The following is a 25,797-nucleotide window of genomic DNA, read 5'->3' on the forward strand; positions in this document are numbered from 1 at the left end:
GGCCCGCGTGCTCGTCGACGCGCACGGCCCCGCCCACCCCGACGAGGTGTGGCGGCGCTTCACCATCCCGGCCGAGTGGCCGGGCTGGGCGCCGCTGATCCAGGACGTCGACTGCGCCGACGACGTGGTGCGCCCCGGCACGACGGGTGTCGTGCACGGGCCCGGTCCGGTGGCGGTGGACCTCGAGGTGACCGACGTCGACCCGGTCCTGCGCTCGTGGACCTGGCGGGTCTCACGCGCCGGCGTGTCCGTGACCATGGACCACCACGTGCTCCCCGCCCCGGGCGGCGGCAGCCGCGCCCAGCTGCGGGTCCGACCGCCGTCGACCGCCCTGCTCCAGCCCTACCGGCTCCCCGCGGCCGGGGCCCTGCGCCGCCTCGTCGGCGATCCGGGTGGGCATGCCGGGGGCGCGGCCCCGGAGCCGGTCCGGACGTTCGACCTCGCGTTCGCCCCGGCGTACGCCCTCGCCGGCCGCGCCTTCGGGATCAGCCCGGCCACCACGACGGTCGAGGTCGGGCCACAGTGGCTCTACGTCCGCTACGGCCCGTGGCGCCTGGTCACGCCGCGGGCCAACATCGCCTCGGCCGAGCCGAGCGGCGGCTTCTCGTTCGTGAAGACCGCCGGTCCCCCGCACCTCTCGCTCGCCGACCGGGGCGTCTCGTTCACCACCAACGGCGACGCCGCGCTCTGCCTGACGTTCCACGAGCCGGTTCCGGCCATCGACCCGACCGGCGTGATCCGCCACCCCGGCGCCACGATCTCGGTCGCCGATCCGCACGCGCTGGCGGAGGAGCTGGGGTTCGGGATCTGAGGCGGTCGTGGCCGGTCTTCTGGGGTAGGCCGCAGCACGAGCCGTTGTCGGTGGCGGCACCTACAATCGAACACATGCCCGACACCCTCCTCGACCTCGACCCGCACGGCCTGCTGGCCGCGGCGGCGGACGCGGTCCGGGAGCGGCGTCTCGCGGAGGTGCGTGATCTCGAGCTGCTCGCTCAGTGGGCGGCGGTGCACTCGACGGACCCGACCGAGGGACCCGACGGTGCTCGTGCCCGTCGGGTCGGCAACGTGCTCGTCGAGCTCGGCGGCGACGGCACGCCGCGCGTCCAGGACTTCTGCCTGGGCCAGATCGCGCTCGCGCGGGGCACCGGCGTCACTGCCACGACCAATGCGCTGGCCGACGTGCTCGACCTCCAGCACCGGCTGCCCCTGACCTGGGCCGCCGTGCGCAGCGGCGAGGCCGAGGTGTTCGTGGCGCGCCGGGTCGCGCGCCTCTCCCGGCACCTCCCGGCCGACCGGGTCGGCGTCGTCGACTCCGCGGTGGCGCGGACCATCGCCCACGAGGCCGGCGGGCGCGTCCTCGCGGTGGCCGAGGCCAAGATCATCGAGGCCGACCCAGCGCTCCACGACGAGCGCGCGGAGGCCGAGCGTGCCCGGCGCTACGTCGGCTACGGCCGCACCGACGAGCACGGTCTGCGCACGGTCATCGCCCGCATCGAGGCGGGCGACGCGGCTTGGATCAAGGCGACCCTCGAGCGCGTGGTGGAGATCCTCTCCCCCACCCACCCCGACACCTGCGCCGACGAGCTGCGCGCGATCGCCTTCGGCTACCTCGCCCGCCCCGCCGAGCTGCTCCAGCTGCTGCTCGAGCACGCCGACCCGACGCTCGACGTCGACCTCGGGTCCGAGGGCGCTCCCAGCCGTGCGACCGCGTTCCCCGAGGACCTGCTCGACGCCCTGCGCGAGGCGGACCTGTCGGTGCTGCGCCCGAAGGCCGTCCTGCACGTCCATTTGCACGAGGCCGCTCTCACCGGAGCCGCCGCCGTCGCCCGGGTCGAGGGTCTCGGTCCCGTCCCGCTGTCCGCATTGTGCCGGCTGCTCGGCCGCACCGGCCTCGTGGTGCGGCCAGTCCGGGACCTGTCCTCCCGCGTGCGCTCCACTGCGTACGAGCACCCGGAGTCGCTGAAGGAGCAGACCTACCTCCGCACGGTCGGCGACTACTGGCCCTACGCCACCTCGATGAGCCGCGACGTCGACTACGACCACCCCACGCCCTACGACGACACCGGGCCCCCCGGCCGGCACCAGACCGGCTCGCACAACTCCGGCCCGCTCGGTCGGCGACACCACCGGTGGAAGACCCACGCGGGCTACCGGTCACGTCAGTGCGGCGACGGTCGCTACGTCTGGACCACACCCGACGGCCTGGCGTTCCTCGTCGACCACCTCGGCACCCACGCGATCCACCCCGACCGGGCGGAGGCGATCATCGACGCGCCTCCCGGCGTGGACATCTACTTCGCCTGAACGCCCGCCGGAAAGCGGCTTGTGCGGACGTCGAGGACCTCGCGGAGCGTCATGGCCGCTGGCTGCGCCCGCGACAGTCGTCCATGACGTCATGAGAATCGCCGGTTCGAACCGCGAGAGCTCATGACGTCCTGACAGTGGCCGGAGCAGACGCGCGGGTCGCGATCTCGTCAGTAGCCTCCCGGCATGTCCTTCGACGTCTTCTTCCAGCGGTTCCGCGACGGTGACGCCGCCCCGGGAGGGGGTGCGGCCATGCGGTCGGTCCTCGCTGCCCACGTCGCTCGCGACGAACCGGACAGCTCCTTCGCGCACGTCGTCGTTGGTGACGGTGCTGCTGATGTCTACCTCTCCGATGACAGCATGCTGGCCAACAACATCACTGGCGAGCAGTCTTGGGACCTGCTCGTCGAGGGAGCGAAGGCCGCTGGGTGGGCGATCATGCCGGTCGGCTGTCCGGTGCTGATCACAGACGAGTCTGGTCGCGCGCACCTGCCCGACGGGCTCGGCAAGGACGCGGTGCACGTCTCTACCGGAAAGGACGTCGTGCGCGCGATCATCGGGTCTTGATGGCGCGTCGGCGTCTCGGCGGATCCGGTCGAGCTGATCGTGGCGAGAGCGTCGTTGCTTCCGAACCCTTCGGGTGTCTGCAGACCTCACGGCAGTCACGTGGTGCGAGACTCCGCCTACACCACAGAACGGGGGCCGCATGAGTCATCAGGAGCCGAGCGGGCAGGACGAGCCACCTCGCCATTCGCGTGCTTGGCGTCTGCTCCTGAATCGACGTGGTGCAGCTGCAGCAGCCCTCTTGGTGGTGGGTCTGGCGATCGGCTACATCGCAGGGCAGCAGCGCCCTGCCATGCACGAGGCGGAGGTCCGGTGTCTGTCGGCCATCGACACCATCTCGTGCACCGACGACCCCGACCCGGGTCACGGCGAGTTCTGGGTCCCGCGCGACGTCGCCTGGATCGATTCCACGGGAGGCTTCCACATGGGCGGGCGTCCCGAGTGCCTCCCTCCCACCGGCCGCGGGACCGAGGGGCCGATCGCGATCACCTGGGTCACGGTCGAGGCATCGGGGAGATCATGGAAGCAGGCTGTCGGCGTCGAGTGCTGACGGCCGCCAACTGACGCACGCCCACCGCCGCAGCCACGACACACACGACCGTGCCGACCGGCCTAGGGTGGCCGCCATGGGAATCGTGCACCGCGGAGCGTCCATCACGCCGACCAAGCAGGAGCTCGTCGAGGCGTGGCTCCCGAGCCGACCGTGGGCGGGCGGGCGACTGATCGCGGAGAAGGTCGCGGAGTACCGACTCGACGACCCGGCCGGCGAGGTCGGCGTCGAGACCATCGTGTGGCGCACCGACGACGGTGTGCTGCTCCAGGTGCCGCTGACCTACCGGTCCGCCCCGCTGCCCGACGCCGCGGAGCACCTGGTCACCACCATGGAGCACTCGGTCCTCGGCACGCGGTGGGTCTACGACGGCTGCGGCGACCCGGTCTGGGCCGACACCCTCGTCCGGACGGTCCTCACCGGCGGGCGCCAGACGCCGATGTTCTTCGAGAAGGACGGCGAGCGCGTCGACATCCCGTCTCGGATGGAGGTGCGCGGCAGCGGCGACGCCGCCGACACCCCGCAGATCGACCGGATCGAGGCGCTGCGCGACGAGGGAGCGACGACCGTCGTCGACGCTGGCGGGCACCACGTCGTCCTCGCCCGCGTCCTCGGCACGCCGCTGGGCGAGGGCCCGCACCTGGCCGGCGCCATCGGCGACGATCCCGAGCCGCACGTGCTCGCCGTGCTGCGCGTGGGCTGGCCCGCCTAGCGACCGATCCGGCTCCGCCTGCGGCGGCGTGGCGCCGTGACGGCACCGGCGGCCTGCTGACAGTGTGCGTCCCCGGAGCGGACGATGGTCCGCGAGGCACCGGGGGGTCCGCTTGTCCGACACCGTCATCGAGACGCGCGCGCTGCGCAAGGAGTTCCGGTCGCGCCGCGGCCAGCTCCGCGTGGCCGTCGCCGGGCTGGACCTCTCGGTCCCCGAGGGCGGGGTGCACGGCTTCCTCGGCCCCAACGGGTCCGGCAAGACGACGACCATCCGGATGCTCCTCGGCCTCGCCGCCGCCACGTCGGGCTCCATGCGCCTCTTCGGCACCGAGGTCCCCCACCAGCTCCCGGCGGTGATCGACAGGGTCGGCGCCGTCGTCGAGATGCCGAAGTTCCTGCCCAACTTCACCGGCCGGCAGAACCTCGAGCTGCTGGCCCGCACCCGCAGCATCGCCCCGGCGCGGATCGACGCGGCGGTCGAGACCGTCGGTCTGACCGGGCGCGACGGCGACCGCTACAAGTCGTACTCGCTCGGCATGAAGCAGCGGCTCGCGATCGCGGCAACCCTGCTCAAGGACCCCCGTCTGCTGATCCTGGACGAGCCGACCAACGGCCTCGACCCCTCTGGCATCCGTGAGATCCGCGAGACCATCACGGCGCTCGGCGAGCAGGGCGTGACGGTGCTGCTGAGCTCGCACATCCTCGCCGAGGTGCAGCAGGTGTGCGACGGCGTGACGATCATCGGCAACGGCCGGATGCTCGCCAGCGGCCGCGTCGACGACCTGCTCGGCGGCAGCGCCGGACACCGCGTCGTGGTCGCCGACCCGGAGCGCGCCGCGACCGTGCTCGAGCGCGCCGGCCTCAGCCCCACCCGCGAGGGCGACGCCCTGCGCGTCGAGACCGACCGGGCGCCCGAGGAGATCACCCGCGTCCTCGCCGCCGAGGAGATCTGGGTACGCGAGCTGGGCCCGCTGCGGGCCGACCTCGAGACCGTGTTCCTCCAGCTGACCGAGGGCGAGGCCCTCGGCCAGGCGGCCGCCGCAGAGGCCGGTGACGACGCATGATCGCGCTGGTCCGCACCGAGATCACCCGGCTGCGCTGGCGGCGCGCCGTCCTCGTGCTGCTCGCGGCCGCCGTCGTCGTGCCGCTCCTCATCGCCGCCGGCACGGCGTGGTCGACCCGGCCCTACTCCGACGCCGAGGTCGCGCAGGCCACCGAGCTGGCCCGGTCGCAGCCGGGCTTCGACCGCGAGGTCCGCCGCTGCGAGAAGCACCCGCGCCGCACCGGCGTTGCCGACGCCGCGGACTGCGAGGCCCAGATCACGGAGTGGTGGAGCGGCCTCTACCGCAAGCCGCTCGACCTGCGCGACCAGCTCCGCGAGTCCAGCATCGGCGCCGCGAGCGTCCTGCTCGCGCTCGTGGTGCTGATGGGCACCACGTTCGCCGGCGCCGACTGGGCGTCGGGCTCGATGAGCAACCAGCTCCTCTTCGAGCCCCGCCGGCTGCGGGTCTGGCTGGCCAAGGGCACTGCCGTGGGCCTGGTCGCCACCCTCCTCTCGGCGGTCGTGATGACGCTCTACTGGCTGGTCCTCGCCGGCGTGGCGGCGTCCCGCGACATCGCTCCACCACCCGGTGTGACCGGCGAGATCGCCTGGCAGGTCGCGCGCTCCACCTTCCTGGCCGCGGTCGGTGCCGGCGCGGGCTACGCCCTCACCATGCTCTCGCGCAGCACCGTGTTCACGCTCGGCGTGGTCTTCGCGGTCTCCGCCGCCGGCACCGGCCTCGTGGCCGCGCTGCCGCTCGGCGACGAGAAGGAGCGCTGGTTCCCGCCGACCAACCTCCTGGCGGTCCTCCAGGGCCGTGCCACCTACTACCGGCCGCCGCCGGCGGAGTGCTCGCTCCCCGGGGCCGACCCTGCCGCGTGGGACGCCGCGATGCGCCAGATGTGCAACGGGACCGGCTTCGTGACCCTGTGGCAGGGGCTGGCGTACGTCCTGGTGCCGGTGGTGCTCGTCGTGGTGCTCAGCGTCTGGTCGTTCCGGCGCCGCGACGTCTAGGGCCGCGCGACCTCGAGCCCCAGCCACTCCCCCAGCGCGTCGAGCTCGGCGTGCACCCGGCGGCGGCGCGCTGCCGACCAGTCGCCGTCCTCGTGGACGGCGTCGACGAGGAGCACGCCGGCCTCCCGGTCGGCGGTGGCGTCGACCTTGCCGACGAGTTCGTCGCCGTCGAGCAGCGGCATCGCCCAGTAGCCCCAGCGGCGCGCGGCCGCAGGCTTGTACATCTCGAGCTGGTAGTCGAACCCGAACAGCTCCTCCATCCGCTTGCGGTCGAAGACCAGCCGGTCGAGCGGCGACAGGACGACCGTGCGGCCCTCGAAGTCGTCGTCGAGCAGCGACGGGTCGACCCGCCAGGTCCCCCGGACCCCCTCGACCCGCGCCGCCTCGCCCACGTGGCGTACGTCGTAGGGCTCGTGCCAGGCCTCCAGCGCCCGCGGGCGGGCCAGCCCCAGCGCCCGGAGCCGGCGCCGGGCGAGCTCGACGTGCGCCTCCAAGGCCGGCACCGCCGGATCGCCCGGGTGGACCCGGCTCGCGAGGTCCCACCGGCGCTCGCGGCCCTCGCGGGAGGCGACGGCGACCTCGCCGCGCGCCTCGAGGCACTCCAGCAGCTTCATCACGTTCTTGTCGTTGGTCCACCCGCTCGAGCGCCACGGCACCTCGCAGGTGTCCGGGAGGTCGCGGGCGGCGGTCGGGCCCTCGGCGCGCAGGTGCGCCAGCACGTCGCGGCGGCAGCCGTCGTTGGCCGCGACCCAGTCGGCCAGGTCCTCCTGCCACTCCTTCAGCGGCGGCTCGCCAGGCCAGGCGTCCATGTCGGCGCGGAACAGCGCGACGTCCTCGGCCGGCCGCAGCAGCGCCTGGAGCTCGACGACCGCCCCGTCGCCGAGCAGGTCCTCGAGGTCGTCGGGTGCGTACGCCGCACCGAGCCGGCTCCACAGCGCGAGGTCGGCGTGGTGCGCCACGACCCGCGTGAGGTCGACCTGCAGGAAGCCGAGGTGGTGCACGACGTCGAGGACGCCGGTCGGGCGCGGGGCGGAGAGCAGCTGGGCACGCACCGCGATCCTCCGGGCCTGCACCCGGGTCAGCTCGCGCACGACTCCCCCTGCCGACATGCCCCGATCGTAGGGCGACGGGCATGGTCCGTTCGGGTCATTGGGCCCCGAAATCGGGCACTTCCCCGCGAATCGCGCCTGAGCGCCCGGCGCCGGTGCCACCCTCGAAGACAGACCGGGCGATCATCTCGGACCGCCGAACTGCTGTGGGGAGCACCATCATGTGGGACACCGTCGAGACCGGGTCGAGCCACCTGTCGCACGACCTGCCGTGCAGCGCGTGCGGCCACGCGGGCCACACCTACCTGCCCTGCTCGGACACGTGCGACTGCGCGCACGGCCATCTCCTCACCGCTGTCTGACGCCGTCGCGCACCTTGTCGCGCACCCGGCGTCGCAGCCCCCGACCGAAGCGCTGCCGCACCGTCTCGTGGGCCGGCGGGCGCCCGTCCTCGTCGAGCTCGTAGCTCGCCACCTTCGCCAGCCGTGGCCGGTCGTGGGCATCGACCACCTCCCCGGTGACCCACCACATGCGCAGCCCGCGGCCGGCGAGCTGCAGGCAGGCCAGGTTGTTGTCGAACCACGGGCCCTCCGCGTAGCGCCAGGTCAGCGGCGCGTCGGGCACCCGGGTCGACTTCGACGCCAGCCGCCCGATCGGGCCGGCAACGCCGTAGGACAGCACCGCCGTCGCGAACCGCATGTTGCGCGAGAGCGGGTTGCGGATCGGTGAGCAGACCGCCTGCAGGAGCGTCGACCGCACGCGCCGGTGGCTGTCGGCGGGCCGCGCCTCGCTGACATAGCTGTGGTGCACGTCGCCGGACAGGAAGGTCACGGTCGACGGCGCCCGACCGCGCCTGCCGTCGGCCACCTCGAGGACCTGCGCGCAGACCTCCTGGAAGCTGCGCTGGAAGGCGCCCCAGTGCTCGAGGTCGACCGTCTGGCGCACCTTCTCGCCGAAGCGCGCCCCGCGCTCGCCCCACGCGCCACCGGCGAGGGCCTCGCCGAACGCCTCGAGGTGGTGCAGCCCGCGGGCCAGGAGGAACGGCAGGGACGTCGCGACCAGCAGGTGGTCGACGTCGCCGCGCAGCTGCTCGTCGAGCCACGACGCCTCGTCGGGGTCGAGCAGCGCGCGGTGGTGCTCCTCGAGCTGACGGGCGGCGCGCGAGTCGACCACGACGAGCCGCGCCTGGGTGTCGAAGTCGCGGGTGTAGCTCCAGCGGTAGGTCGCGGGCTGCTGGTCGACGCGTTCGGCGAACGCGTCGAGCGTCTCGCCGAGGTCGTGCTCGTCGTCACCCTCGTACGCGACGACCTGGCGCCAGATCTCGTCCTGCGCCCGCTCGGCGGGCGACAGGTTGCCGATGTGCTGGTAGACCCAGTACGACGCCAGCCCGGCCACGATGCGGCCGTGCCACCACGACGTGGCCTCCATCTCGCGGCGCCACTCGATCGAGGTGTTCCAGTCGTCGCGGATGTCGTGGTCGTCGAAGATCATCGAGCTCGGCACCGTCGAGAGCACCCAGCGGTTGGCGGGGTCGGTCCATGCGAGCTGGTAGAGGTGGGCGTACTCCTCGTAGTCCTGGAGCTCGGTCCACGGCGGCTGCTCGATGTCGCGGCGCGACTCGATGAACGCCTGCATGTCGGCGGTGGTCTCGTCGGCGTAGACCTGGTCGCCGAGGAACAGGACGAGGTCCGGCAGCTCGGGTGCGAGGTCGGGGTCGGCGGCGTCGGCGGGCGCGACCTGGTCGGCGAGGCGGAGCGCCCAGGCACGCAGGGCGTCCACGCCGTGGGTCCGGTTGCCCTCCTCGTCGTGCGAGACCGCCGTCCGGCACGACCCGAACGCCATCCGCAGGGGCCGTCCGGCCTCCAGCGTGGAGATCACGGGTGCCGGGAACGGCGAGCCGGCCTCCGGCCACACCTGCTGGTCGTCGACAGCGACCGTGTAGGGCTCGGACGACCCCGGCGCGAGCCCGTCGAGCTCGACCAGCGCGTAGTGGTGGCCGTGCACGGCGAACGTCCGCGCGTGGGCGACGTGCTCGCCGCGCGTCACCGTCACCGTCGCGCGCTCGCGCGTCTCGACCCACACGGCGGCCGTCGTCTCGTCGACGTGGCGCAGGAGGGGACCGAGGGCTAGCAGGCCGTCCGACCCGCTCACGGCTGCAGCAGGACCTTGGTCGCGCGGCGCTCGTCCATCGCGCGGTAGCCCTCGGGCGACTGCGACATGGGCAGCGTCAGGTCGAACACCAGGCCCGGGTCGATCGACCCGGACAGGACCCGCTCGAGCAGGTCGGGGAGGTACGCACGCACCGGCGCGATGCCGCCGGCCAGGCCGACGTTCTTCTGGAACATCCGGCGCACCGGCAGCTCGACGCCGTGGGGCACGCCCACGAACCCGACGGTCGATCCCGGCCGGGCGATGGCGAACGCGGTCTTCATCGACTCGTCGGTGCCGACGCACTCGAGCACGGCGTCGGCCCCGACCCCGTTGGTCAGCTCGGCGATCCGCTCGCCGCCCTCCTTGCCGCGCTCGGCGACGACGTCCGTGGCGCCGAAGGCGCGGGCGATCTCCTGGCGGCTCTCGTGGCGCGACATCGCGATCACCCGCTCCGCGCCCATCTCGACGGCGGCGAGCACGCCGCAGAGGCCGACGGCGCCGTCACCCACGACCACGGCGGTCCCGCCCGGCCGGACGCCCGCGGACACCGCGGCGTGCCAGCCGGTCGGGAAGACGTCGGAGAGCGTCAGCAGCGACGCGATGAGCTTCTCGTCGGGCATCCCGTCGGTCTTCACCAGGCTGCCGTCGGCCTGGGTCACCCGCGCGTACTCCCCCTGGCCGCTGGCGGTGAACCCGCCGTTCTGGCAGGCCGACTGCACGCCGGCGAGGCAGTGCGGGCAGGTGTTGTCGCTGTGGCAGAACGGCACGATGACGAAGTCGCCCGGGCGGAAGTCGCGCACGTCGGCGCCGACCTCCTCGACGACGCCCACGCACTCGTGGCCGATCGTCGCGCCCGGGTCGATGTCGTTGTGGCCGCGGTAGGGCCACAGGTCCGAGCCGCAGATGCAGCCGGCGACGACCTTCACGATCGCGTCGGTCGGCTCCTCGATCGTCGGGTCGTCGACCTCCTCGAAGCGGATGTCACCGGGGGCGTGGATGGTCGTTGCGCGCATGCTCGGATCCTGCCACGCTCCCCCACGCCCCGGCGGGTGGGCCGGACCACCCCCGGCACGCCGCGACTGGCTTTATCTCATATCTGAGATACCTTGGTCGGCATGGCTGACTACAAGGGCCGCATCGGCAACCTCATCCGCGACGCCCGCAAGCACCGCGGGCTCACCCAGCACCAGCTCGCCGAGCTCCTCGGCACGAGCCAGAGCGCCATCAACCGGATCGAGAAGGGCCACCAGAACCTCTCCCTCGAGATGCTCGCGCGCATCGGCGCCGCCCTCGACTCCGAGATCGTCGCGCTCGGCGCCGGCCCGACGCACCTGCGCGTCGACGGACCCACCACCCTCTCCGGCTCCATCGACGTCAAGACGTCGAAGAACGCCGGTGTCGCGCTGCTGTGCGCGTCCCTGCTCAACAAGGGACGTACGACGCTGCGCAAGGTCGCGCGGATCGAGGAGGTCAACCGCCTGCTCGAGGTGCTCAACTCCCTCGGCGTCACCACCCGCTGGCTCAACGACGACAACGACCTCGAGATCATCCCGCCGGCCGACCTCAACCTGGTCGCCATCGACGAGGCCGCCGCCCGGCGCACCCGCTCGGTGATCATGTTCCTCGGCCCGCTGCTCCACCGCTACGACACCTTCAACCTGCCCTACGCCGGTGGCTGCAACCTCGGCGAGCGCACCGTGGAGCCGCACATGTCGGCGCTGCGGCCGTTCGGCCTCGAGGTCAAGGCGACCGACGGCGCCTACCACGCGAGCGTCAACCGGGCCATCGAGCCGGAGCGCCCGATCGTGCTGACCGAGCGCGGCGACTCCGTGACGGAGAACGCCCTGATGGCCGCGGCGCTGCACCCCGGCACCACCGTCATCCGCAACGCCTCGTCCAACTACATGGTCCAGGACCTCTGCTTCTACCTGCAGAAGCTCGGCGTGGAGATCGAGGGCGTCGGCACCACCACCCTCCGGATCACGGGCAAGCAGTCCATCGACGTCGACGTCGACTACGCGCCGGCCGAGGACCCGATCGAGGCGATGTCGCTGCTCGCCGCCGCGATCGTGACCAAGTCCGAGATCACCATCCGCCGGGCGCCGATCGAGTTCCTCGAGCTCGAGCTGGCGATCCTCGAGGAGATGGGCTTCCGCTACGACCGCTCCGAGGAGTACGTCGCGCTCAACGGCGAGACCCGCCTGGTCGACCTCACCACCCACCCCTCCGAGCTGCGCGCGCCGCTCGACAAGATCCACCCGATGCCCTTCCCGGGCCTCAACATCGACAACCTGCCGTTCTTCGCCGTCATCGCGGCGGTCGCCGAGGGCCAGACGCTCCTGCACGACTGGGTCTACGAGAACCGCGCGATCTACCTCACCGAGCTCAACAAGCTCGGCGCGCAGGTCAAGCTGCTCGACCCGCACCGGGTGCTCGTCGAGGGTCCGACGCACTTCTCCGGCGCGGAGATCGTCTGCCCGCCGGCCCTGCGCCCGGCGGTCGTGCTGCTGATCGCGATGCTCGCCTCGAAGGGCCGCAGCGTGCTGCGCTCGACCTACGTCATCCACCGCGGCTACGAGGACCTCGCCGAGCGGCTCAACGAGCTCGGCGCGAACATCGAGACGTTCCGCGACATCTGAGAAGCCTCGCTGGTTGAGGTGTGAGGAGCGCCAGCGACGAGCCTCGAAACCTGCGTCCGGTGGTGTGGTTTCGAGGCTCGCTGCGCTCGCACCTCAACCGCCGAGCAGGTGGTGTGGTTTCGAGGCTCGCTGCGCTCGCACCTCAACCACCGACTGGGTGCGCTCGCACCTCGACCACCGAGGCCCGGCTCAGCCGAAGAGCGTCTCCACCCAGGCGCGCGACTGCTTGCCGACGGACGGCGGAGCGGTCATGTCGGCGGTGATCCGCGGCATCGGGGCCGTGTGCTGGCCGGCGTTGGCGTGCCAGTCGTTCTCGGCCTCGACGAGGACGCCGAGGTCGGCGCGCGAGAGGAAGACGCCGTGCCCGTCGGGGCACTGGGCGACGGTGGCGCCGCCGAGCGCACGCTCCTGCATCTCAGCGCCGCAGCGGGGACACGTCATGCTCTCCATCTCCGTCTCCATCCTCCGAAGGTACTCCTGCCCCCATACTTCTGGGCGTGAACCCACCGGGCTACCTCGACGCGCCGCTCCCCCTCGCCTTCGCCCACCGGGGCGGGGCCTACCACCCCGAGATCGAGGGCCTCGAGAACACGCTGACCGCCTTCGCCCACGCGGTCGCGCTGGGCTACACCTACCTCGAGACCGACGTCCACGTCACCCGTGACGGCGTCCTGCTCGCCTTCCACGACACCGTCCTGGACCGGGTGACCGACCGGACCGGGAGCGTCGCGGAGGCGACGTACGCCGAGGTCCAGCAGGCGCTCATCGGTGGGTCCGAGCCGGTCCCGACCCTCGGCGAGCTCTTCGACGCCTTCCCCGAGGCACGCTTCAACATCGACCTCAAGTCGGCCGGGGCCGTCGACGCGCTCGCCGCCTTCGTCGAGGAGCGCCGCGCCTGGGACCGGGTGCTGGTCGGGTCGTTCTCGGCCCGGCGGCTCGAGGCGTTCCGGCGTCGTACGCGCGGGCGCGTCGCCACGTCCGCCCACCCGCTCGAGGTGGCGGCGTTCGTGCTCTCCCCCACCGCCGCGGTCGCCCGGCGACTCACCCGCGGGCAGCCCCGGGCCCTCCAGGTCCCGCACCGGCAGGGCCGGTTCGTGGTCGCGTCCGAGCGCCTGGTGCGGCTGGCGCACGCCGCCGGGGTGCAGGTGCACGTCTGGACCATCGACGACCCGATCGAGATGAACCTCCTCCTCGACCGTGGTGTCGACGGCATCATGACCGATCGCACGGACATACTCAGGGACGTCCTCCGCGCACGCGGACAGTGGAGAGGTGACACATGAGCCAGATGGACGGCATCGCCGACCTCCGCCCCCTCGCGCAGGCGAAGGAGCAGAAGGCCTGGTACTGGTACGACTGGGCCAACAGCGCCTACGTCACCACCGTCAGCACCGTGCTCTTCGCGCCCTACATCATCGCGATCGCCAAGGAGGCCGCGGTCGACAACCGGATCTCCCTGCTGGGGATCTCGGTCGCGCCGGGCTCGCTGCCGTCGTACCTCGTGACCATCTCCACGATCATCTCCGCCATCGTGCTGCCGCTGATGGGCCCGGTGGCCGACCGCACCGCCGACAAGAAGCGGCTGCTGGCCGTCTTCGCCTGGCTCGGCGCGCTCAGCGGCTCGCTGATCTTCTTCGCGACCGGCTCGAACTGGCAGATCGGCGCGATCGGCTTCTTCCTCGCCAACATCTTCCTCGGCGCCTCGCTGGTGGTGAACGACTCGATCCTGCCGCTGATCTCCGACGAGGAGAACCGCGACCGGGTGTCGTCGCGCGGCTGGGCGTGGGGCTACCTCGGTGGCGGCCTGCTGCTCGCGGTCAACCTCGCCGTGGTGACGCTGCTGCCCTTCGGCCTGTCGACCGGCGAGGCGGCGCGCCTGAGCATGCTGTCGGCCTGCATCTGGTGGGCGGCGTTCACGCTGATCCCCTACCTCCGCCTGAGCAACCACGACCCGGTCCCGCTCGCCGACGCCGACGGCGGCAACGGCGGGATCTTCGCCCAGAGCTTCGGCCAGCTCGGCAAGACGCTGCGCGAGCTGCCGCGCTACCCGGTCGCGCTCAACTTCCTGCTCGCCTACCTCTTCTTCAACGACGGCATCCAGACCGTGATCGCCTCGGCCTCCACCTACGGCTCCGAGGAGCTCGGCTTCGGGCAGTCGGTGCTGATCGGCACGATCCTGCTGGTGCAGTTCGTCGCCTTCGGCGGGGCGCTGGTCTTCGGCCGGCTCGCGGCCCGCTTCGGCTCCAAGCACACGATCCTGGGCGGCCTCGTGGTGTGGATGCTCATCGTCACGGCGGCGCTGTTCCTGCCGGAGAAGGGCCTGGTGCCCTTCCTGCTGCTCGGCGTGGCGATCGGTGTCGTCCTCGGCGGCACCCAGGCCCTCGCCCGGTCGTACTTCTCGCTGCTCATCCCGCGTGGCAAGGAGGCGGAGTACTTCAGCTTCTACCACGCGATGGACCGCGGTACGTCGTGGTTCGGCACGCTGGTCTTCGGCCTGGTCTTCCAGCTCACCGACTCCTACCGGCCGGCCATCTTCGCCCTGATCGTGTTCTTCGTGCTCGGCGGGCTGCTCCTGCTCCGGGTCGACACCGAGCGCGGGATCCGCGACGCCGGCAACGAGGTCCCGGCGGTCATCTGAGCCACTGCACCCTTGAGGGTGAAGTTCGTCTCGCCTGAGCGTGGAGGTGGCGCCCACGAATCCACGGAATGTGGACGATCCCGCTACCGTTGAAGGATCAAGGAGGGACGAGCGCGTCTTCACGAGCGGCGTCATGGATCACCGTCCGGCCCGTCCCCTCACTGCCCGAACACACAATCAACGGGGTCAGCAACCCATCTGGAGGTGGCTACGGTGGCGGAGCGCACACTGCGTGGCGCGAGGCTCGGCGGCCAGAGCTTTGAGGACGAGCGCGGCATCGAGTTCGCAGCCCGTCAGCAGGTCGGCTACAAGTGCAAGCAGGGTCACGAGTTCGAGGTGACCATGTCGGTCGAGGCCGACATCCCGGCGGTGTGGGAGTGCCCCCGCTGTGGGGCCGAGGCACTCAGCACCGCTGGCATCCTGCCCGAGGAGAAGGTCGAGAAGCCTGCCCGCACCCACTGGGACATGCTCCTCGAGCGTCGCTCGGAGAAGGAGCTCGAGGACATCCTCAAGGAGCGGCTCGAGCTGCTCCGCGGCGGGGAGATCGGTCCGGCGCACCTGCACCGGGCCAACGCCAAGAAGCGCAAGGTCTCCTGACCGCAGACGTCAGTCGACCACGTCGCCCCGGACCACCGGCCCCTCGGGACCCGGTCCGGGGCGTCGTCCATCTCCGGGTCCTCCGGGGACGGTCCCCGGGACCATGACGAGGCGGCGTTCCACCACGGAGGTGAGCAGCCGCCGCGCGACCGGTCGGGTGAAGGGCAGGATCAGCAGGATCCCGGCGACGTCGAGCACGAAGCCGGGGCTCAGCATCAGCGTCCCGCCGATCAGGATGAGTGCACCGTCGGCGATCTCGCGGGCCGGCATCCGGCCCTCCTGGAGTGCCTGGCGCAGCGCGCGCCAGGCGCGCCCGCCCTCGCGCTTGATCAGCCAGGCACCGACCATGCTGTCGAGGACGAGCAGCACGATCGTCCACCACGCACCGATCAGCTGCCCGACCTGGATGATCACCCAGACCTCGGCCAGCGGGATCGCCACGAAGGCGGCCGCGAGCAGCGGCCGCAGCCAGCCGCGCCTCACGTCCGCCCCCACCGCCGGCGCAGCTGCGCGCGACGCTCCGACAGGCCCCACCGGGTGATCTTCTTCAGCGACTCGCTCGCGACCTGTCCGCTCATCTTCGAGTCGCCGCGCACGCGCTCGATGAACTCGATCGGCACCTCGGTCAGGCGCAGCCCGCGCGAGACGGTGCGGTAGGCGAGGTCGGTCTGGAACACGTATCCAGTAGACCTCACCGACGCAAGGTCGATCGTCTCCAGCGTCGTCCGGCGGAACAGCCGGTAGCCGGCGGTCGCGTCCTTCACGCGGATGCCGAGGAGCAGGCGGACGTAGAGGTTGCCGCCGCGCGAGAGCAGCAGGCGCTGGACCGGCCAGTTCACCACCGACCCGCCGGGGACGTAGCGCGAGCCGATCACCAGGTCGGCGTCGTGGAGCGCGTCGAGCAGCCGGTGGAGCTGCTCGGGCTGGTGGGAGCCGTCGGCGTCCATCTCCCCGACCACGTCGTAGCCGGCGGCCAGGGCGACGTCGAAGCCGTGGAGGTACGCCGCGCCCAGCCCGGCCTTCTCGGTGCGGTGCACGACGCTGACGGCCTCGTCGGACGCGGCCAGCCGGTCGGCGATCGCCCCGGTGCCGTCGGGGCTGTTGTCGTCGACGACCAGGACGTCGACGCCGGGCTGCGCGGCCCGCAGCCGGCCGACGATCCACTCCAGGTTCTCCGACTCGTTGTAGGTCGGGATGACCATGACGCAGCGGCCGAGTCCGTCGACACTCACGCGGGATACCTCACTCAGGGGCTTCGGTGCGGGCAGGCGCGGGCGGCGTCCCGCGTCGGCGACGACGATAGGCGATCAGCACCCACACCGTGTGCGCCACGAGGAAGGTCATCACGAGACGCGACGGCCACGTCCCGAGGCGCACGGCCGGAGTGATCGAGGTGCTGAGCCCGACGCGCTCGACGAGCACCTCCTGCCCGCGCGCCGGGACCGAGGCGACGACCGACCCGTCCGGTCGGACGACCCCCGAGATGCCGTTGATCGCCGCGACGACCACCCAGCGGCCGGTCTCCTGGGCGCGGAGCCGACTGATCTCGAACTGCTGGGCGAGCTGGCCGGTCCGGCTGAACATCGCGTTGCTGGTCTGCACCGTCACCAGCTGCGCGCCACGCGCCACCTGGCCGCCGATCCCCTCGTCGTAGGCGACGTCGAAGCAGATCGCGTCGGCGACGCGGATCCCGGCGACCCGGATCGGGTCGAGGGTGGTGCCGCGGACCATGTCGCGCGGGACCTCGGTGAGCCGGCCGTAGGTCGAGGGCATCAGCGGGTTGCCGCGGAACGGGACGTACTCGCCGTAGGGCACCGGGTGCCGCTTGGTGTAGCGGTCACCGCCGCCCACGCCGGGCTGGAACACGATGCCCTGGTTGAGCACCTGCGTGTCGTCGAGCGGGTTCGTGTTGGTGCCGCCCACCACGATCGGGACACCGATCGCGTCGGACGCCGACACGATGCCGGCGTGCACCTGCGCGTCGAGGAACGGGTCGACCGCCGTCGAGTTCTCCGGCCAAAGCACGAAGTCGGGTCGCGGCTCCTCCCCCGCGTCGACGGCGTCCGCGAGCTCGGTGGTGAGACGGACGTGGTTGGCGGTCACCTCGCGGTGGACCGCCGGCACGTTCAGGCCGGTGCCCGGTACGTCGCCCTGCACGGCGGCGACCGTGGCCGAGCCGCTCCGCTCGACCGGGGGGTGCACCAGTGTCGGCGCGAGCGTCACCACGACCAGGGCGCCGACGGCGACCAGGGCCCGGCGGCTGGCCGCACGACGGGTGAGCAGCAGCCACGCGAGCGTCGTGCCGCTGAGGGCGACCAGGAAGCTCACGCCGACCATCCCGACCCACGGCAGCGACTGGCCCCACGGGGTGTCGGCGGTGGCGTAGGCCAGCCGGCCGAACGGCATGCCGCTGAACGGCCAGCCGCTGCGCCACGTCTCGACGCCGACCCACCACAGGGCGGTCCACACCGGCCAGAGGCGCAGCCGCATGCTCCACGCGAGCCCGAGCCCGAGCGGCACGAAGAACGCGGTCTCGACCGCGCACATCGCGATCCAGGCGTCGGTGCCGACCGAGCGCATCCAGACCATGACGGCGTAGATGAAGGTGAGCCCGAAGAGCACGCTGGGGATCCACGCGCGGGCGGGGCGCAGGCCGTGGACGCTGAGGACCAGCGCGGCGATGCCGAGCGGCATCAGGACGGCCCATCCGACCGGCTCGAACGCGGCTGCCAGGACGAGTCCGCCGACGAGGGCGAGGAGGCAGCGCTGCGGCACGGGTCAGACCGTAGCCGACCGGGGCGAGCCTGCAGCGGTGCGGGAGGGACGACGACGCTTCGGACCGACGCACGACCGCCTGGCTGACGATCGCGCGAAGTTGTCTACGGCGTCGGGGTCCCTCCCGCATCCGGCCCCCGCAGGGCACTGTCGACGGGTCGTTCGACGGCGGTCATCGCTGGCGCTGCGATCCGCATGTCTTGCTCCCCGTTGCCGACAACACCGCCTACGGGCTGCACAGGCGGACGCGGGAACCCTGCCTCGCTGCACGCGCGCTGTCAACAGCGCCCTGACCTGCGACTTTGCGCATCGGTGCAGGTCAGGGACGGGCGCGCCGAGGTCGGGACCTTCGGGCAATTTCTCCGACACCGGCGTGTCGCGGACAACACGCCGGGACCGCGGTGCGGGTGTGACGAGTGGGGTCGTCACGCGATCCTCAGCGGGGCGGGACGACGACCGTGCCGGTGGCCGTGGTGGCGACCACCGGCGGGTCGAGGACCTCGGCGGCGCCCGGTGCGTCGGCCGTGGGGGCCCCGCGCCCGACGACGTGCACGGCGAAGTCCATCACCCGGCTGCGGGTGCCCTCCTTCACCAACGTGGCCGTGATCTCCAGGACGTCCCCCGCGCGGACGGGTGCGCGGAACTGCACGTCGGAGTAGGACGCGAACAGCCCCTCGTCGCCGTCGAGGACGATGCACATCTCGGTCGCCACGTCGCCGAACAGCCCGAGGCTGTAGGCACCGTCGACGAGGTTGCCGGCGTAGTGGGCGTGCGCGTAGGGGACGTAGCGACGGTGCGTGACGACGGTGCCGACGCGGCTGGTGGGCTCGCTCACGAGGCCTTCTCCTGGTTCCTGGCGGGACGGGGGCCGGCGATGCGGTGGACGATGAACGAGGCGACCTCGCCGGGCGTGGTGCCGCGGGTGAACACCCGGTCCACGCCGAGCTCGTCGGCCATCGTCTCGTCGAAGCGCGGACCGCCGACGACCAGCAGCGGCCGCTTGTCCGAGGGGTACGCCTCCCGGAACGCCGCCGACATCTCGCGGGTGTTGAGCAGGTGGGCGTCGCGCTGGGTGACGACCTGCGAGACCAGCACCGCGTCGGCCTTCTCCGCGCGGGCGGCCTCCACCAGCTGCGGGACGGAGACCTGGGCGCCGAGGTTGACCACCTTGAGCTCGCGGTAGTACTCCAGGCCCTTCTCCCCCGCGAACCCCTTGATGTTGAGGATCGCGTCGATGCCGACGGTGTGCGCGTCGGTGCCGATGCACCCGCCCACCACGACCAGCCGGCGCCGCATCGAGCGCTTGATCGCGGCGTTCGCCTCCTTGGGCGTCAGGAGCGGGTAGTCGCGCTCCACGACCTCGACCGTGCTCGGGTCGACGAGGTGGTTGACCCGGCCGTAGACGACGAAGAACGTGAAGCCGTCGCCCATCGCCTTGGCGTGCACGACGAGAGCGGGGTCCATGCCCATCTTGTTGGCGAGCTGGACCGCGGCACCCTCGGCGACCTTGGAGTGCTCGATGGGCAGGGTGAAGGACAGCTGGACCATGCCGTCGCCGGTGGTGTCGCCGTAGGGGCGGATCAGGTTCATGCTCACGGCTGGTCTCCGTCCAGGATCTCGGTCGCGGGGTTGTAGTAGCCGTCGGCCTTGCGCGCCACGCCGTCGAGGCCCTTGCCCTTGTCGGCGGGGCGCTTCATCAGGCCGAACGTGCCGTCGGCGATCGCCGACAGCAGCGGCGGCTCGCCCGGCACGCTGCGGTCTGCCTTGATGTCCTCGAGCAGGTCGATCGCCTCGCCCAGCACCTCACGGGCGCGGCTGGCGATGAAGCCGTCGGGGGCCGGGTGGAAGTCCTCGCGCAGGTTGCCCGCGGCGTTCATCACGTAGCGGACGTTCTGCAGCGCGAGGTCGCGGTCGGAGATCCAGGGCGTGACCACGGCCTCGGTCATCATCCCCACGAGCAGGATGCCCTGGCCGGTCATGGCGCCGACGAGGTTGAAGAACCCGTCGAGGAGGTAGCCCTTGAAGATGTCGCCGGTCATGTGGCGCGTGGGCGGCATCCACTTCAGGGGCGCGTCGGGGAAGAGCTCGCGCGCCAGCATCGCGTGGGCGAGCTCGAGGCGGAACGAGTCGGGGACCTCGGGGTCGATCTCGAAGGCGTGGCCCAGGCCGAGCTGCCAGTCCTCGAGCCCGGCCTCCTTGGCGAAGTACTCGTTGAGCAGCTGGCTGGTGGTGACGGTGTGCGCCGCCTCGACGGCGTCGGCGGTGGTGAGGTAGTTGTCCTCGCCGGTGTTGATGATGATGCCGGCGCGGGCGTGCACCTGGCGGCTGAAGCGCTGGTCGACGAACGTGCGGATCGGGTTGATGTCGCGGAAGAGGATCCCGTACATCGAGTCGTTGAGCATCATGTCGAGCCGCTCGAGGCCGGCCAGGGCGGCGATCTCGGGCATGCAGAGGCCGGAGGCGTAGTTGGTCAGCCGGACGTAGCGGCCGAGCTCCTTCGACGTCTCGTCGAGGGCCGCGCGCATCAGGCGGAAGTTCTCCTGCGTGGCGTAGGTGCCGGCGAAGCCCTCCCGGGTGGCGCCCTCGGGCACGAAGTCGAGCAGCGACTGGCCGGTCGAGCGGATCACCGCGATCACGTCGGCGCCCTCGCGGGCCGCTGCCTGCGCCTGCGGGATGTCCTCGTGGATGTCGCCGGTGGCGACGATCAGGTAGATCCAGGGCTTGCTGGGCGCGTCGCCGACCTTCGCGATCATCTTCTCGCGGGCGACCCGCTGGCGGTCGACCTGCTTGATCCCGGCACCGACCGCCTTGCGCGCCGCGCTGGTGGCGCGCGCGGCGTCCTTGCCCTCGGGGACCCGGAAGGTGACGGACCCGGCGGCGGCCTTCTGCGCGAGCGTGGTGAGGTCGTCGCCCTCGGCGCGCAGCAGCGCGTCCCAGACCGGGAGGCTCACGCCGTGCTCGAGGCCCACGTCGGCGCGCACGGCGTCGGCGAGCCGGTTGACCCACGGGGTGCCGTCGGGGTCGGCGCCGCCGAGGCCGGCCAGGCGCAGGGTGGCGCGCTCCACCGACACCGTGGTGTGGCGCTGGGCGAGGTCGACGATCGGCTTGCCGACCTGACGGGCGAGGGTGCGCGCGCGGCGTACGTCGGCCCGGTCGATACCGAGCTGGCTCGGCGACTTCGTGCGTGCCATCAGATCCTCCGCTCGAACAGTCCGCGGACGCCGGCGTCCGCGCGCAGCAGCTCCATGGCGTAGGCCGCGTGGCCCGGGACGTAGCCGTTGCCGACGAGCATCCGTACGTCGGCGGCCAGGCCCTCCGCGCCCAGGGCTGCGGCGCTGAAGCTGGTGGCCATGGAGAAGAAGATGACGGTGCCGCCCTCGGCGGTCGCGAGGATGGCGCCGCCCTCGCAGCCCGGGACGTCGACGCACACGACCGTGACGTCGGCGGGACCGCCGGCCGCGGTGACCGCGTCGCGCAGGGCGACCGGGTCGCGGGCGTCGGCGATCGTCACGGCGTCGGCCAGTCCGGCCCCGGTCAGCAGGTCGTGCTCGCCCTGGTGGGGCACCACGCCGATGGTCCGCGCGGCGCCGGCCGCGCGGGCGGCGGCCAGGCTGAGCGAGCCGGACTTGCCGGCGCCACCGATGACGGTGACGGTGGGGGCCTGGCCACGCGCGGCGTACTCCTCCACCACGCGGGCGGTGAGCGCCGGGGCGCCGCAGACGTCCATCACGCTGAGCGACAGCGCGGGGTCGAGGTCGTCGGGGATGACGGCGGCGATGGAGCGGCCGAAGAGCACGGCGTAGCCGTCGCACGGCACCTGCTCGCTCGCGCCGTCCCAGCGCGCGAGGCCGTCCTCGATGACGAGCGGGGTGAGGCTCAGGCTGACCAGCGTCGCGACGCGGTCGCCGACGGAGAGGCCGAGCGGCGAGTCCGGGCCGACCTCCTCGACCGTGCCGACCAGCATGCCGCCGGAGCCCGTGACCGGGTTCTGCATCTTGCCGCGGGTGGCGACGATGTCGAGCACCTCGGCGCGCACGGCGTCGCCGTCGGTCTCGCCGAACCGGGTGTGCTTGCCCTCGAGCTGGCGGAAGGACGCTGCGTCGAGGTTGAGCCGCTCGACCCGCACGCGCACCTCGTCGGGCCACAGGTCGGCACGGGTGTCGAGGCGCTGCGCGGCCTGCGGGAGCACGGTGGCCTCGTCCAGGACGCGGTGCAGACCGGTGGGGTCACCGGCCCTCTGGTCCGTTCGGATGTCCGAGGGGGTGGTCAATTCAGGTCATCCTTCTCGTTCTGCGCTGTCAGGCCGGAAATATTGCGGCGTGGCATTGGACGCACCGCACTTTCTCCGCGTACTCTCCCAGATGTGGCGCCGCCCATACAACCGGCACGCCGTCAGCCCGCTTCAAGGAGATCTCATGAGCATCGAGACCGCCAGCGCCCCCGGCCAGGCACTCGACACCGGCCAGCCCTACCCCTACCAGCGGGTCGAGCTGGTCGAGCCCGACTGGACCCGGTTCCCGGGCTGGGCCGACGTGACCGCCGCCGACTGGGCCTCGGTCCAGTGGCAGCGCGCCCACTGCATCAAGAACGTCAAGCAGCTGCGCGAGCTGATGGGCGACCTGCTCGACGAGCGGTTCTACGCCGACCTCGAGCGTGACCAGGCCGAGCGCGCCACGATGTCGATGCTCGTGCCGCCGCAGATGATGAACACGATGGTGCCGGCCGTGACGCCCGCCGGCGCCGGCTCGCTCACCGAGGCGTTCTACGCCGACCCGGTGCGCCACTACATGATCCCCGTCTTCAGCGACCGCCGCACCGACTGGCCCTCGCACCCGCACGCGGCGCGCGACTCGCTCCACGAGCACGACATGTGGGCGACCGAGGGGCTCACCCACCGCTACCCGACCAAGGTGCTCGCCGAGCTGCTGCCGACCTGCCCGCAGTACTGCGGCCACTGCACCCGCATGGACCTCGTCGGCAACTCCACGGTCGTCATCGACAAGCTCAAGTTCGCCGGCAAGCCCAACGACCGCCTCGGCGACATGCTCGACTACCTGCGCCGCACGCCGTCGGTGCGCGACGTCGTGGTGTCCGGCGGCGACGTGGCCAACATGCCGTGGCCCCGCCTCGAGGCGTTCCTCATGTCGGTGATGGAGGTCGAGAACATCCGCGACATCCGCCTCGCCACCAAGGCCCTCATCGGCCTCCCCCAGCACTGGCTGCAGCCCGACGTCGTCGAGGGCGTCGGCCGGGTCGCCGCGGTCGCCCGCTCGCGCGGCGTCTCGCTGGCGATGCACACCCACGCCAACCACGCGAACTCCGTGACCCCGGTGGTCGCCGAGGCAGCGCGGGCGATGCTCGACGCCGGCCTGCGCGACGTGCGCAACCAGGGCGTGCTGCTCAACGGCGTCAACGCCGACCCGCACGCGCTGCTCGACCTGTGCTTCCGCCTGCTCGACGGCGCGCAGATCATGCCCTACTACTTCTACATGTGCGACATGATCCCGTTCTCGGAGCACTGGCGGGTCTCGCTGGCCGACGCCCAGCGCCTCCAGCACCACATCATGGGCTACCTCCCGGGCTTCGCGACGCCGCGCATCGTGTGCGACGTGCCGTTCGTCGGCAAGCGCTGGGTGCACCAGAACGCCGACTACGACACCGAGCACGGCATCTCCTACTGGACGAAGAACTACCGCACGTCCATCGAGGCAGACGACGCCGAGGCCCTGTCGCGCTTCTACGAGTACTACGACCCGATCCACACGCTGCCCGAGTCGGGCCAGCAGTGGTGGGAGCAGCACGGTCGCCTCGACGAGGCCTCCCTCAAGGCCGCCGAGATGGCCGAGGCCTCGCGCCGCACCGCCGCGCTCCAGGCGTACTGAGGGTTTCCGGGGTCTCCCGGGCCTCCTTTCAGCGATCCCCGGTCAGCCGGGGATCGCTGAACTTGTCAGGCCGTGCAACCCCTGACAAGTTCAGCGAAAGCCTGACCGAAGTCTCGAGACGTCCGCTCACCGTACGGGCCGCTCGGTGTCCACAGGCGCCCTTCGGACGGCACCGTCCACAGCCCGCGGCGATCTCGGTCGCGAGCACTCGGTCCACGCGCCACCGTGTGCCCATGGACGCACACCTGAGAGCCCTCGTCGCCGAGCACGGAGTCTTCCTCCGGAAGGAGGCGCTGGCCGCCGGCTACCACGACCACGCCATCGTCGCCCTCGTCCGCAGCGGCGCCTGGGTACGCGTGCGTCGTGGCGCGTACGTCTTCGGGGACGGCTGGGCGTCACTCACGGCCAACCAGAGGTACGCCGTGCTGTGCCGCGCCGCGGTCCGGCAGGCCAACACCGAGGTGGTGCTCAGCCACACGAGCTCGGCCGGCGAGTACGACGCCCCGCTGTGGGAGTGCGACCTGTCGCTGGTCCACCTGACCCGTCCCGACCGGCGAGCCGGGCGCGCCGAGGCGGGCATCCGTCAGCACCGCGGTCTGCTGATGGAGGGCGACGTGGTCGAGCGCAACGGGCTGAAGGTGATGAGTGCCGAGCGCACCGCGCTCGAGCTCACGCTGGTCCTCGACGTCGAGCACGCGATGGTCGAGATCGACCACCTGCTCCACCAGGGCTTCACGACGGTGGCGGACCTCCGCACGCGCTACGAGTCGATGACGCACTGGCCGGACAGCCTCACCACCGACCTCGTGCTCCGTCTCGTCGACGCGCGCTCGGAGTCGGTCGGCGAGACGCGCGCCCGCCATCTGTGCTGGGCGCAGCACCTGCCCGCGCCGATCCCGAACTACCCCATCCTCGACGAGCGCGGCGTCGAGATCGCTCGCGTTGACCTCGCCTGGCCGACGCTCGGGGTGTTCCTCGAGTTCGACGGCAAGGAGAAGTACCTGAGGCACCGCCGCGAGGGTGAGTCGGTCGTCGACTGCGTGCTGCGCGAGAAGCAGCGCGAGTCGCGCATCTGCGAGCTGACCGGCTGGCGCTGCGTACGCATCACCTGGGCCGACCTCTACCGCGCCGACGAGGTCGCGGGGCGGGTACGGGCGCTGTTCCGCGCCACTGCCGCCTGATCGGTCAGGCTCTCGCTGAACGTGTCAGGCCGTGCATGCCCTGACAAGTTCAGCGATCCCCGGTCAGCCGGGGATCGCTGAAAGGGCCCCGGCCTCCCCCGGATCAGAGGCGGGGCTCGAGGACGGCGGCACCGGGGCCGGCGAGCTCGTCAGCGGTGACGGGGCGGTGGTAGACCAGGCGCAGGGCCGCCTCGACGGAGAGGGTCACGTCGGGGCCGGAGCCCCACGACCAGTCGGCGTCGGGGACGACCAGCCGCACGCCGGACACGCGACGCCGGGCGCTGCCGCCGATCACGCCGGCGAGCGGGCCGGGGGTGGCGAGGGCGAACCCCGCCACCGAGGCGAGCGCGTCGGGCGGGACGTCGTGGGCGAGGCCGAGCGGGCGTCGTACGTCGATCGCGTGGACCACCGCGTCGGCGAGCGCGGCGACGGGCGGCATCCCGAACGGCCGTGCGGCCGTCGCGCCGTTGTCGCGGAGCTGGTCGAGGATCGCCTCCGTCCCGCGGGTCGACCAGTCGACCGCCGTGCCGGCGATCATCCGGTTCACCGAGAAGCGGTGGCGGGCCATCGCGGACAGGGCGCCGGACGGACCGAGGACCGGCATCCACGCGAGGTGGGCCGCGACGTCGACCGCGCCATCCCGCGCAGAGCGAGGGGGCGTCCCACTGCGCATCCGTGAGCCCGGCCAGCGTGTCGACGA

General features: G+C 72.1%; 25 protein-coding genes. 13 read left to right on the forward strand and 12 right to left on the reverse strand.

All coding sequences use genetic code 11. The annotated features are described in order from the left end of the window. Positions 1-7 precede the first annotated feature (7 nt). From KDN32_RS09750 to KDN32_RS09780, 7 genes are all read left to right on the forward strand, one after another. Positions 8-811 carry an SRPBCC family protein gene (locus KDN32_RS09750; RefSeq protein ID WP_211731789.1) on the forward strand — a complete coding sequence of 268 codons (804 nt, stop codon included), beginning with the start codon at positions 8-10 and terminating at the stop codon, positions 809-811. 74 nt (positions 812-885) lie between these two features. Further along, positions 886-2,304 carry a hypothetical protein gene (locus KDN32_RS09755; protein WP_211731790.1) on the forward strand — a complete coding sequence of 473 codons (1,419 nt, stop codon included), beginning with the start codon at positions 886-888 and terminating at the stop codon, positions 2,302-2,304. Between the two features lie 186 nt (positions 2,305-2,490). Beyond that, positions 2,491-2,871 (forward strand): hypothetical protein, encoded by a 381-nt coding sequence (locus KDN32_RS09760; protein ID WP_211731791.1) that lies wholly within the window; start codon positions 2,491-2,493, stop codon positions 2,869-2,871. Between the two features lie 139 nt (positions 2,872-3,010). Next, positions 3,011-3,418: a hypothetical protein gene (locus tag KDN32_RS09765; RefSeq protein WP_211731792.1), complete on the forward strand. Its 408-nt coding sequence runs from the start codon at positions 3,011-3,013 to the stop codon at positions 3,416-3,418. A gap of 76 nt (positions 3,419-3,494) precedes the next feature. After that, complete coding sequence (locus KDN32_RS09770; RefSeq protein ID WP_211731793.1) at positions 3,495-4,130, forward strand: CG0192-related protein; 636 nt, start codon at positions 3,495-3,497, stop codon at positions 4,128-4,130. 112 nt (positions 4,131-4,242) lie between these two features. Further along, positions 4,243-5,193: an ABC transporter ATP-binding protein gene (locus KDN32_RS09775; protein ID WP_211731794.1), complete on the forward strand. Its 951-nt coding sequence runs from the start codon at positions 4,243-4,245 to the stop codon at positions 5,191-5,193. After that, positions 5,190-6,185, forward strand: coding sequence for a hypothetical protein (locus tag KDN32_RS09780; protein WP_211731795.1), 996 nt, complete (start codon positions 5,190-5,192; stop codon positions 6,183-6,185). The genes KDN32_RS09775 and KDN32_RS09780 overlap by 4 nt, the downstream gene beginning before the upstream one ends. On the opposite strand, the gene KDN32_RS09785 is transcribed toward KDN32_RS09780, so the two are convergent. The 3 genes from KDN32_RS09785 to KDN32_RS09795 form a co-directional block, all read right to left on the reverse strand. Beyond that, positions 6,182-7,294 carry a DNA glycosylase AlkZ-like family protein gene (locus tag KDN32_RS09785; RefSeq protein WP_211731796.1) on the reverse strand — a complete coding sequence of 371 codons (1,113 nt, stop codon included), beginning with the start codon at positions 7,292-7,294 and terminating at the stop codon, positions 6,182-6,184. The two genes, KDN32_RS09780 and KDN32_RS09785, sit on opposite strands and share 4 nt — an antisense overlap. Positions 7,295-7,582: 288 nt before the next feature. Beyond that, positions 7,583-9,385 (reverse strand): alkaline phosphatase D family protein, encoded by a 1,803-nt coding sequence (locus KDN32_RS09790; RefSeq protein WP_211731797.1) that lies wholly within the window; start codon positions 9,383-9,385, stop codon positions 7,583-7,585. Then, on the reverse strand, positions 9,382-10,398 hold the full coding sequence (locus tag KDN32_RS09795; protein ID WP_211731798.1) for a zinc-dependent alcohol dehydrogenase family protein: 1,017 nt from the start codon (positions 10,396-10,398) through the stop codon (positions 9,382-9,384). Before KDN32_RS09795 ends, KDN32_RS09790 begins: the two co-directional genes overlap by 4 nt. A 102-nt stretch (positions 10,399-10,500) precedes the next feature. Here KDN32_RS09795 and KDN32_RS09800 point away from each other — a divergent pair, with 102 nt between their 5' ends. Next, positions 10,501-12,024: a helix-turn-helix domain-containing protein gene (locus KDN32_RS09800; RefSeq protein WP_211731799.1), complete on the forward strand. Its 1,524-nt coding sequence runs from the start codon at positions 10,501-10,503 to the stop codon at positions 12,022-12,024. 189 nt (positions 12,025-12,213) lie between these two features. Here the strand turns inward: KDN32_RS09800 and KDN32_RS09805 are convergent, their stop codons facing one another. Beyond that, positions 12,214-12,486 (reverse strand): TFIIB-type zinc ribbon-containing protein, encoded by a 273-nt coding sequence (locus KDN32_RS09805; RefSeq protein ID WP_211731800.1) that lies wholly within the window; start codon positions 12,484-12,486, stop codon positions 12,214-12,216. Positions 12,487-12,521: 35 nt separating this feature from the next. Between KDN32_RS09805 and KDN32_RS09810 the strand changes: the two genes are divergently transcribed. From KDN32_RS09810 to KDN32_RS09820, 3 genes are all read left to right on the forward strand, one after another. Beyond that, positions 12,522-13,307, forward strand: coding sequence for a glycerophosphodiester phosphodiesterase family protein (locus KDN32_RS09810; RefSeq protein WP_211731801.1), 786 nt, complete (start codon positions 12,522-12,524; stop codon positions 13,305-13,307). Further along, positions 13,304-14,662: an MFS transporter gene (locus KDN32_RS09815; protein WP_211731802.1), complete on the forward strand. Its 1,359-nt coding sequence runs from the start codon at positions 13,304-13,306 to the stop codon at positions 14,660-14,662. The genes KDN32_RS09810 and KDN32_RS09815 overlap by 4 nt, the downstream gene beginning before the upstream one ends. A 213-nt stretch (positions 14,663-14,875) precedes the next feature. Further along, entirely contained in the window at positions 14,876-15,259 is a 384-nt protein-coding gene (locus KDN32_RS09820) for an RNA polymerase-binding protein RbpA (RefSeq protein ID WP_211731803.1), read from the forward strand. Positions 15,260-15,268: 9 nt separating this feature from the next. Here KDN32_RS09820 and KDN32_RS09825 read toward each other — a convergent pair whose 3' ends face one another. The 7 genes from KDN32_RS09825 to kdd all read right to left on the reverse strand — a co-directional run bounded on the left by KDN32_RS09825 (position 15,269) and on the right by kdd (position 22,304). Beyond that, positions 15,269-15,742, reverse strand: a complete 474-nt coding sequence (locus KDN32_RS09825) for an FxsA family protein (RefSeq protein WP_211731804.1) — start codon at positions 15,740-15,742, stop codon at positions 15,269-15,271. Next, the gene (locus KDN32_RS09830) at positions 15,739-16,461 is read right to left on the reverse strand and encodes a polyprenol monophosphomannose synthase (RefSeq protein WP_211732473.1); all 723 of its coding nucleotides are present in this window, start codon (positions 16,459-16,461) and stop codon (positions 15,739-15,741) included. The genes KDN32_RS09825 and KDN32_RS09830 overlap by 4 nt, the downstream gene beginning before the upstream one ends. A gap of 40 nt (positions 16,462-16,501) precedes the next feature. Next, a complete protein-coding gene (gene lnt, locus KDN32_RS09835; RefSeq protein WP_211731805.1) occupies positions 16,502-18,034 on the reverse strand; it encodes an apolipoprotein N-acyltransferase in 1,533 nt (510 codons plus the stop codon). Positions 18,035-18,470: 436 nt separating this feature from the next. Next, complete coding sequence (gene kal / locus KDN32_RS09840) at positions 18,471-18,869, reverse strand: 3-aminobutyryl-CoA ammonia lyase (protein ID WP_211731806.1); 399 nt, start codon at positions 18,867-18,869, stop codon at positions 18,471-18,473. Beyond that, on the reverse strand, positions 18,866-19,624 hold the full coding sequence (kamE, locus tag KDN32_RS09845) for a lysine 5,6-aminomutase subunit beta (RefSeq protein WP_211732474.1): 759 nt from the start codon (positions 19,622-19,624) through the stop codon (positions 18,866-18,868). The genes kal and kamE overlap by 4 nt, the downstream gene beginning before the upstream one ends. A gap of 2 nt (positions 19,625-19,626) precedes the next feature. Then, entirely contained in the window at positions 19,627-21,225 is a 1,599-nt protein-coding gene (gene kamD / locus KDN32_RS09850) for a lysine 5,6-aminomutase subunit alpha (RefSeq protein WP_211731807.1), read from the reverse strand. After that, the gene (gene kdd, locus KDN32_RS09855; RefSeq protein ID WP_249216402.1) at positions 21,225-22,304 is read right to left on the reverse strand and encodes an L-erythro-3,5-diaminohexanoate dehydrogenase; all 1,080 of its coding nucleotides are present in this window, start codon (positions 22,302-22,304) and stop codon (positions 21,225-21,227) included. The genes kamD and kdd overlap by 1 nt, the downstream gene beginning before the upstream one ends. A gap of 145 nt (positions 22,305-22,449) precedes the next feature. Between kdd and KDN32_RS09860 the strand changes: the two genes are divergently transcribed. Further along, a complete protein-coding gene (locus KDN32_RS09860; RefSeq protein ID WP_211731808.1) occupies positions 22,450-23,916 on the forward strand; it encodes a KamA family radical SAM protein in 1,467 nt (488 codons plus the stop codon). A gap of 233 nt (positions 23,917-24,149) precedes the next feature. Further along, complete coding sequence (locus KDN32_RS09865; RefSeq protein ID WP_211731809.1) at positions 24,150-25,097, forward strand: type IV toxin-antitoxin system AbiEi family antitoxin domain-containing protein; 948 nt, start codon at positions 24,150-24,152, stop codon at positions 25,095-25,097. A 103-nt stretch (positions 25,098-25,200) separates the two neighbouring features. Here KDN32_RS09865 and KDN32_RS09870 read toward each other — a convergent pair whose 3' ends face one another. Then, positions 25,201-25,701 (reverse strand): maleylpyruvate isomerase mycothiol-dependent enzyme family protein, encoded by a 501-nt coding sequence (locus tag KDN32_RS09870; RefSeq protein ID WP_249216403.1) that lies wholly within the window; start codon positions 25,699-25,701, stop codon positions 25,201-25,203. Positions 25,702-25,797 lie beyond the last annotated feature (96 nt).

The organism is Nocardioides palaemonis, from assembly GCF_018275325.1.
GTDB classification, from domain to species: Bacteria; Actinomycetota; Actinomycetes; order Propionibacteriales; family Nocardioidaceae; genus Nocardioides; species Nocardioides palaemonis.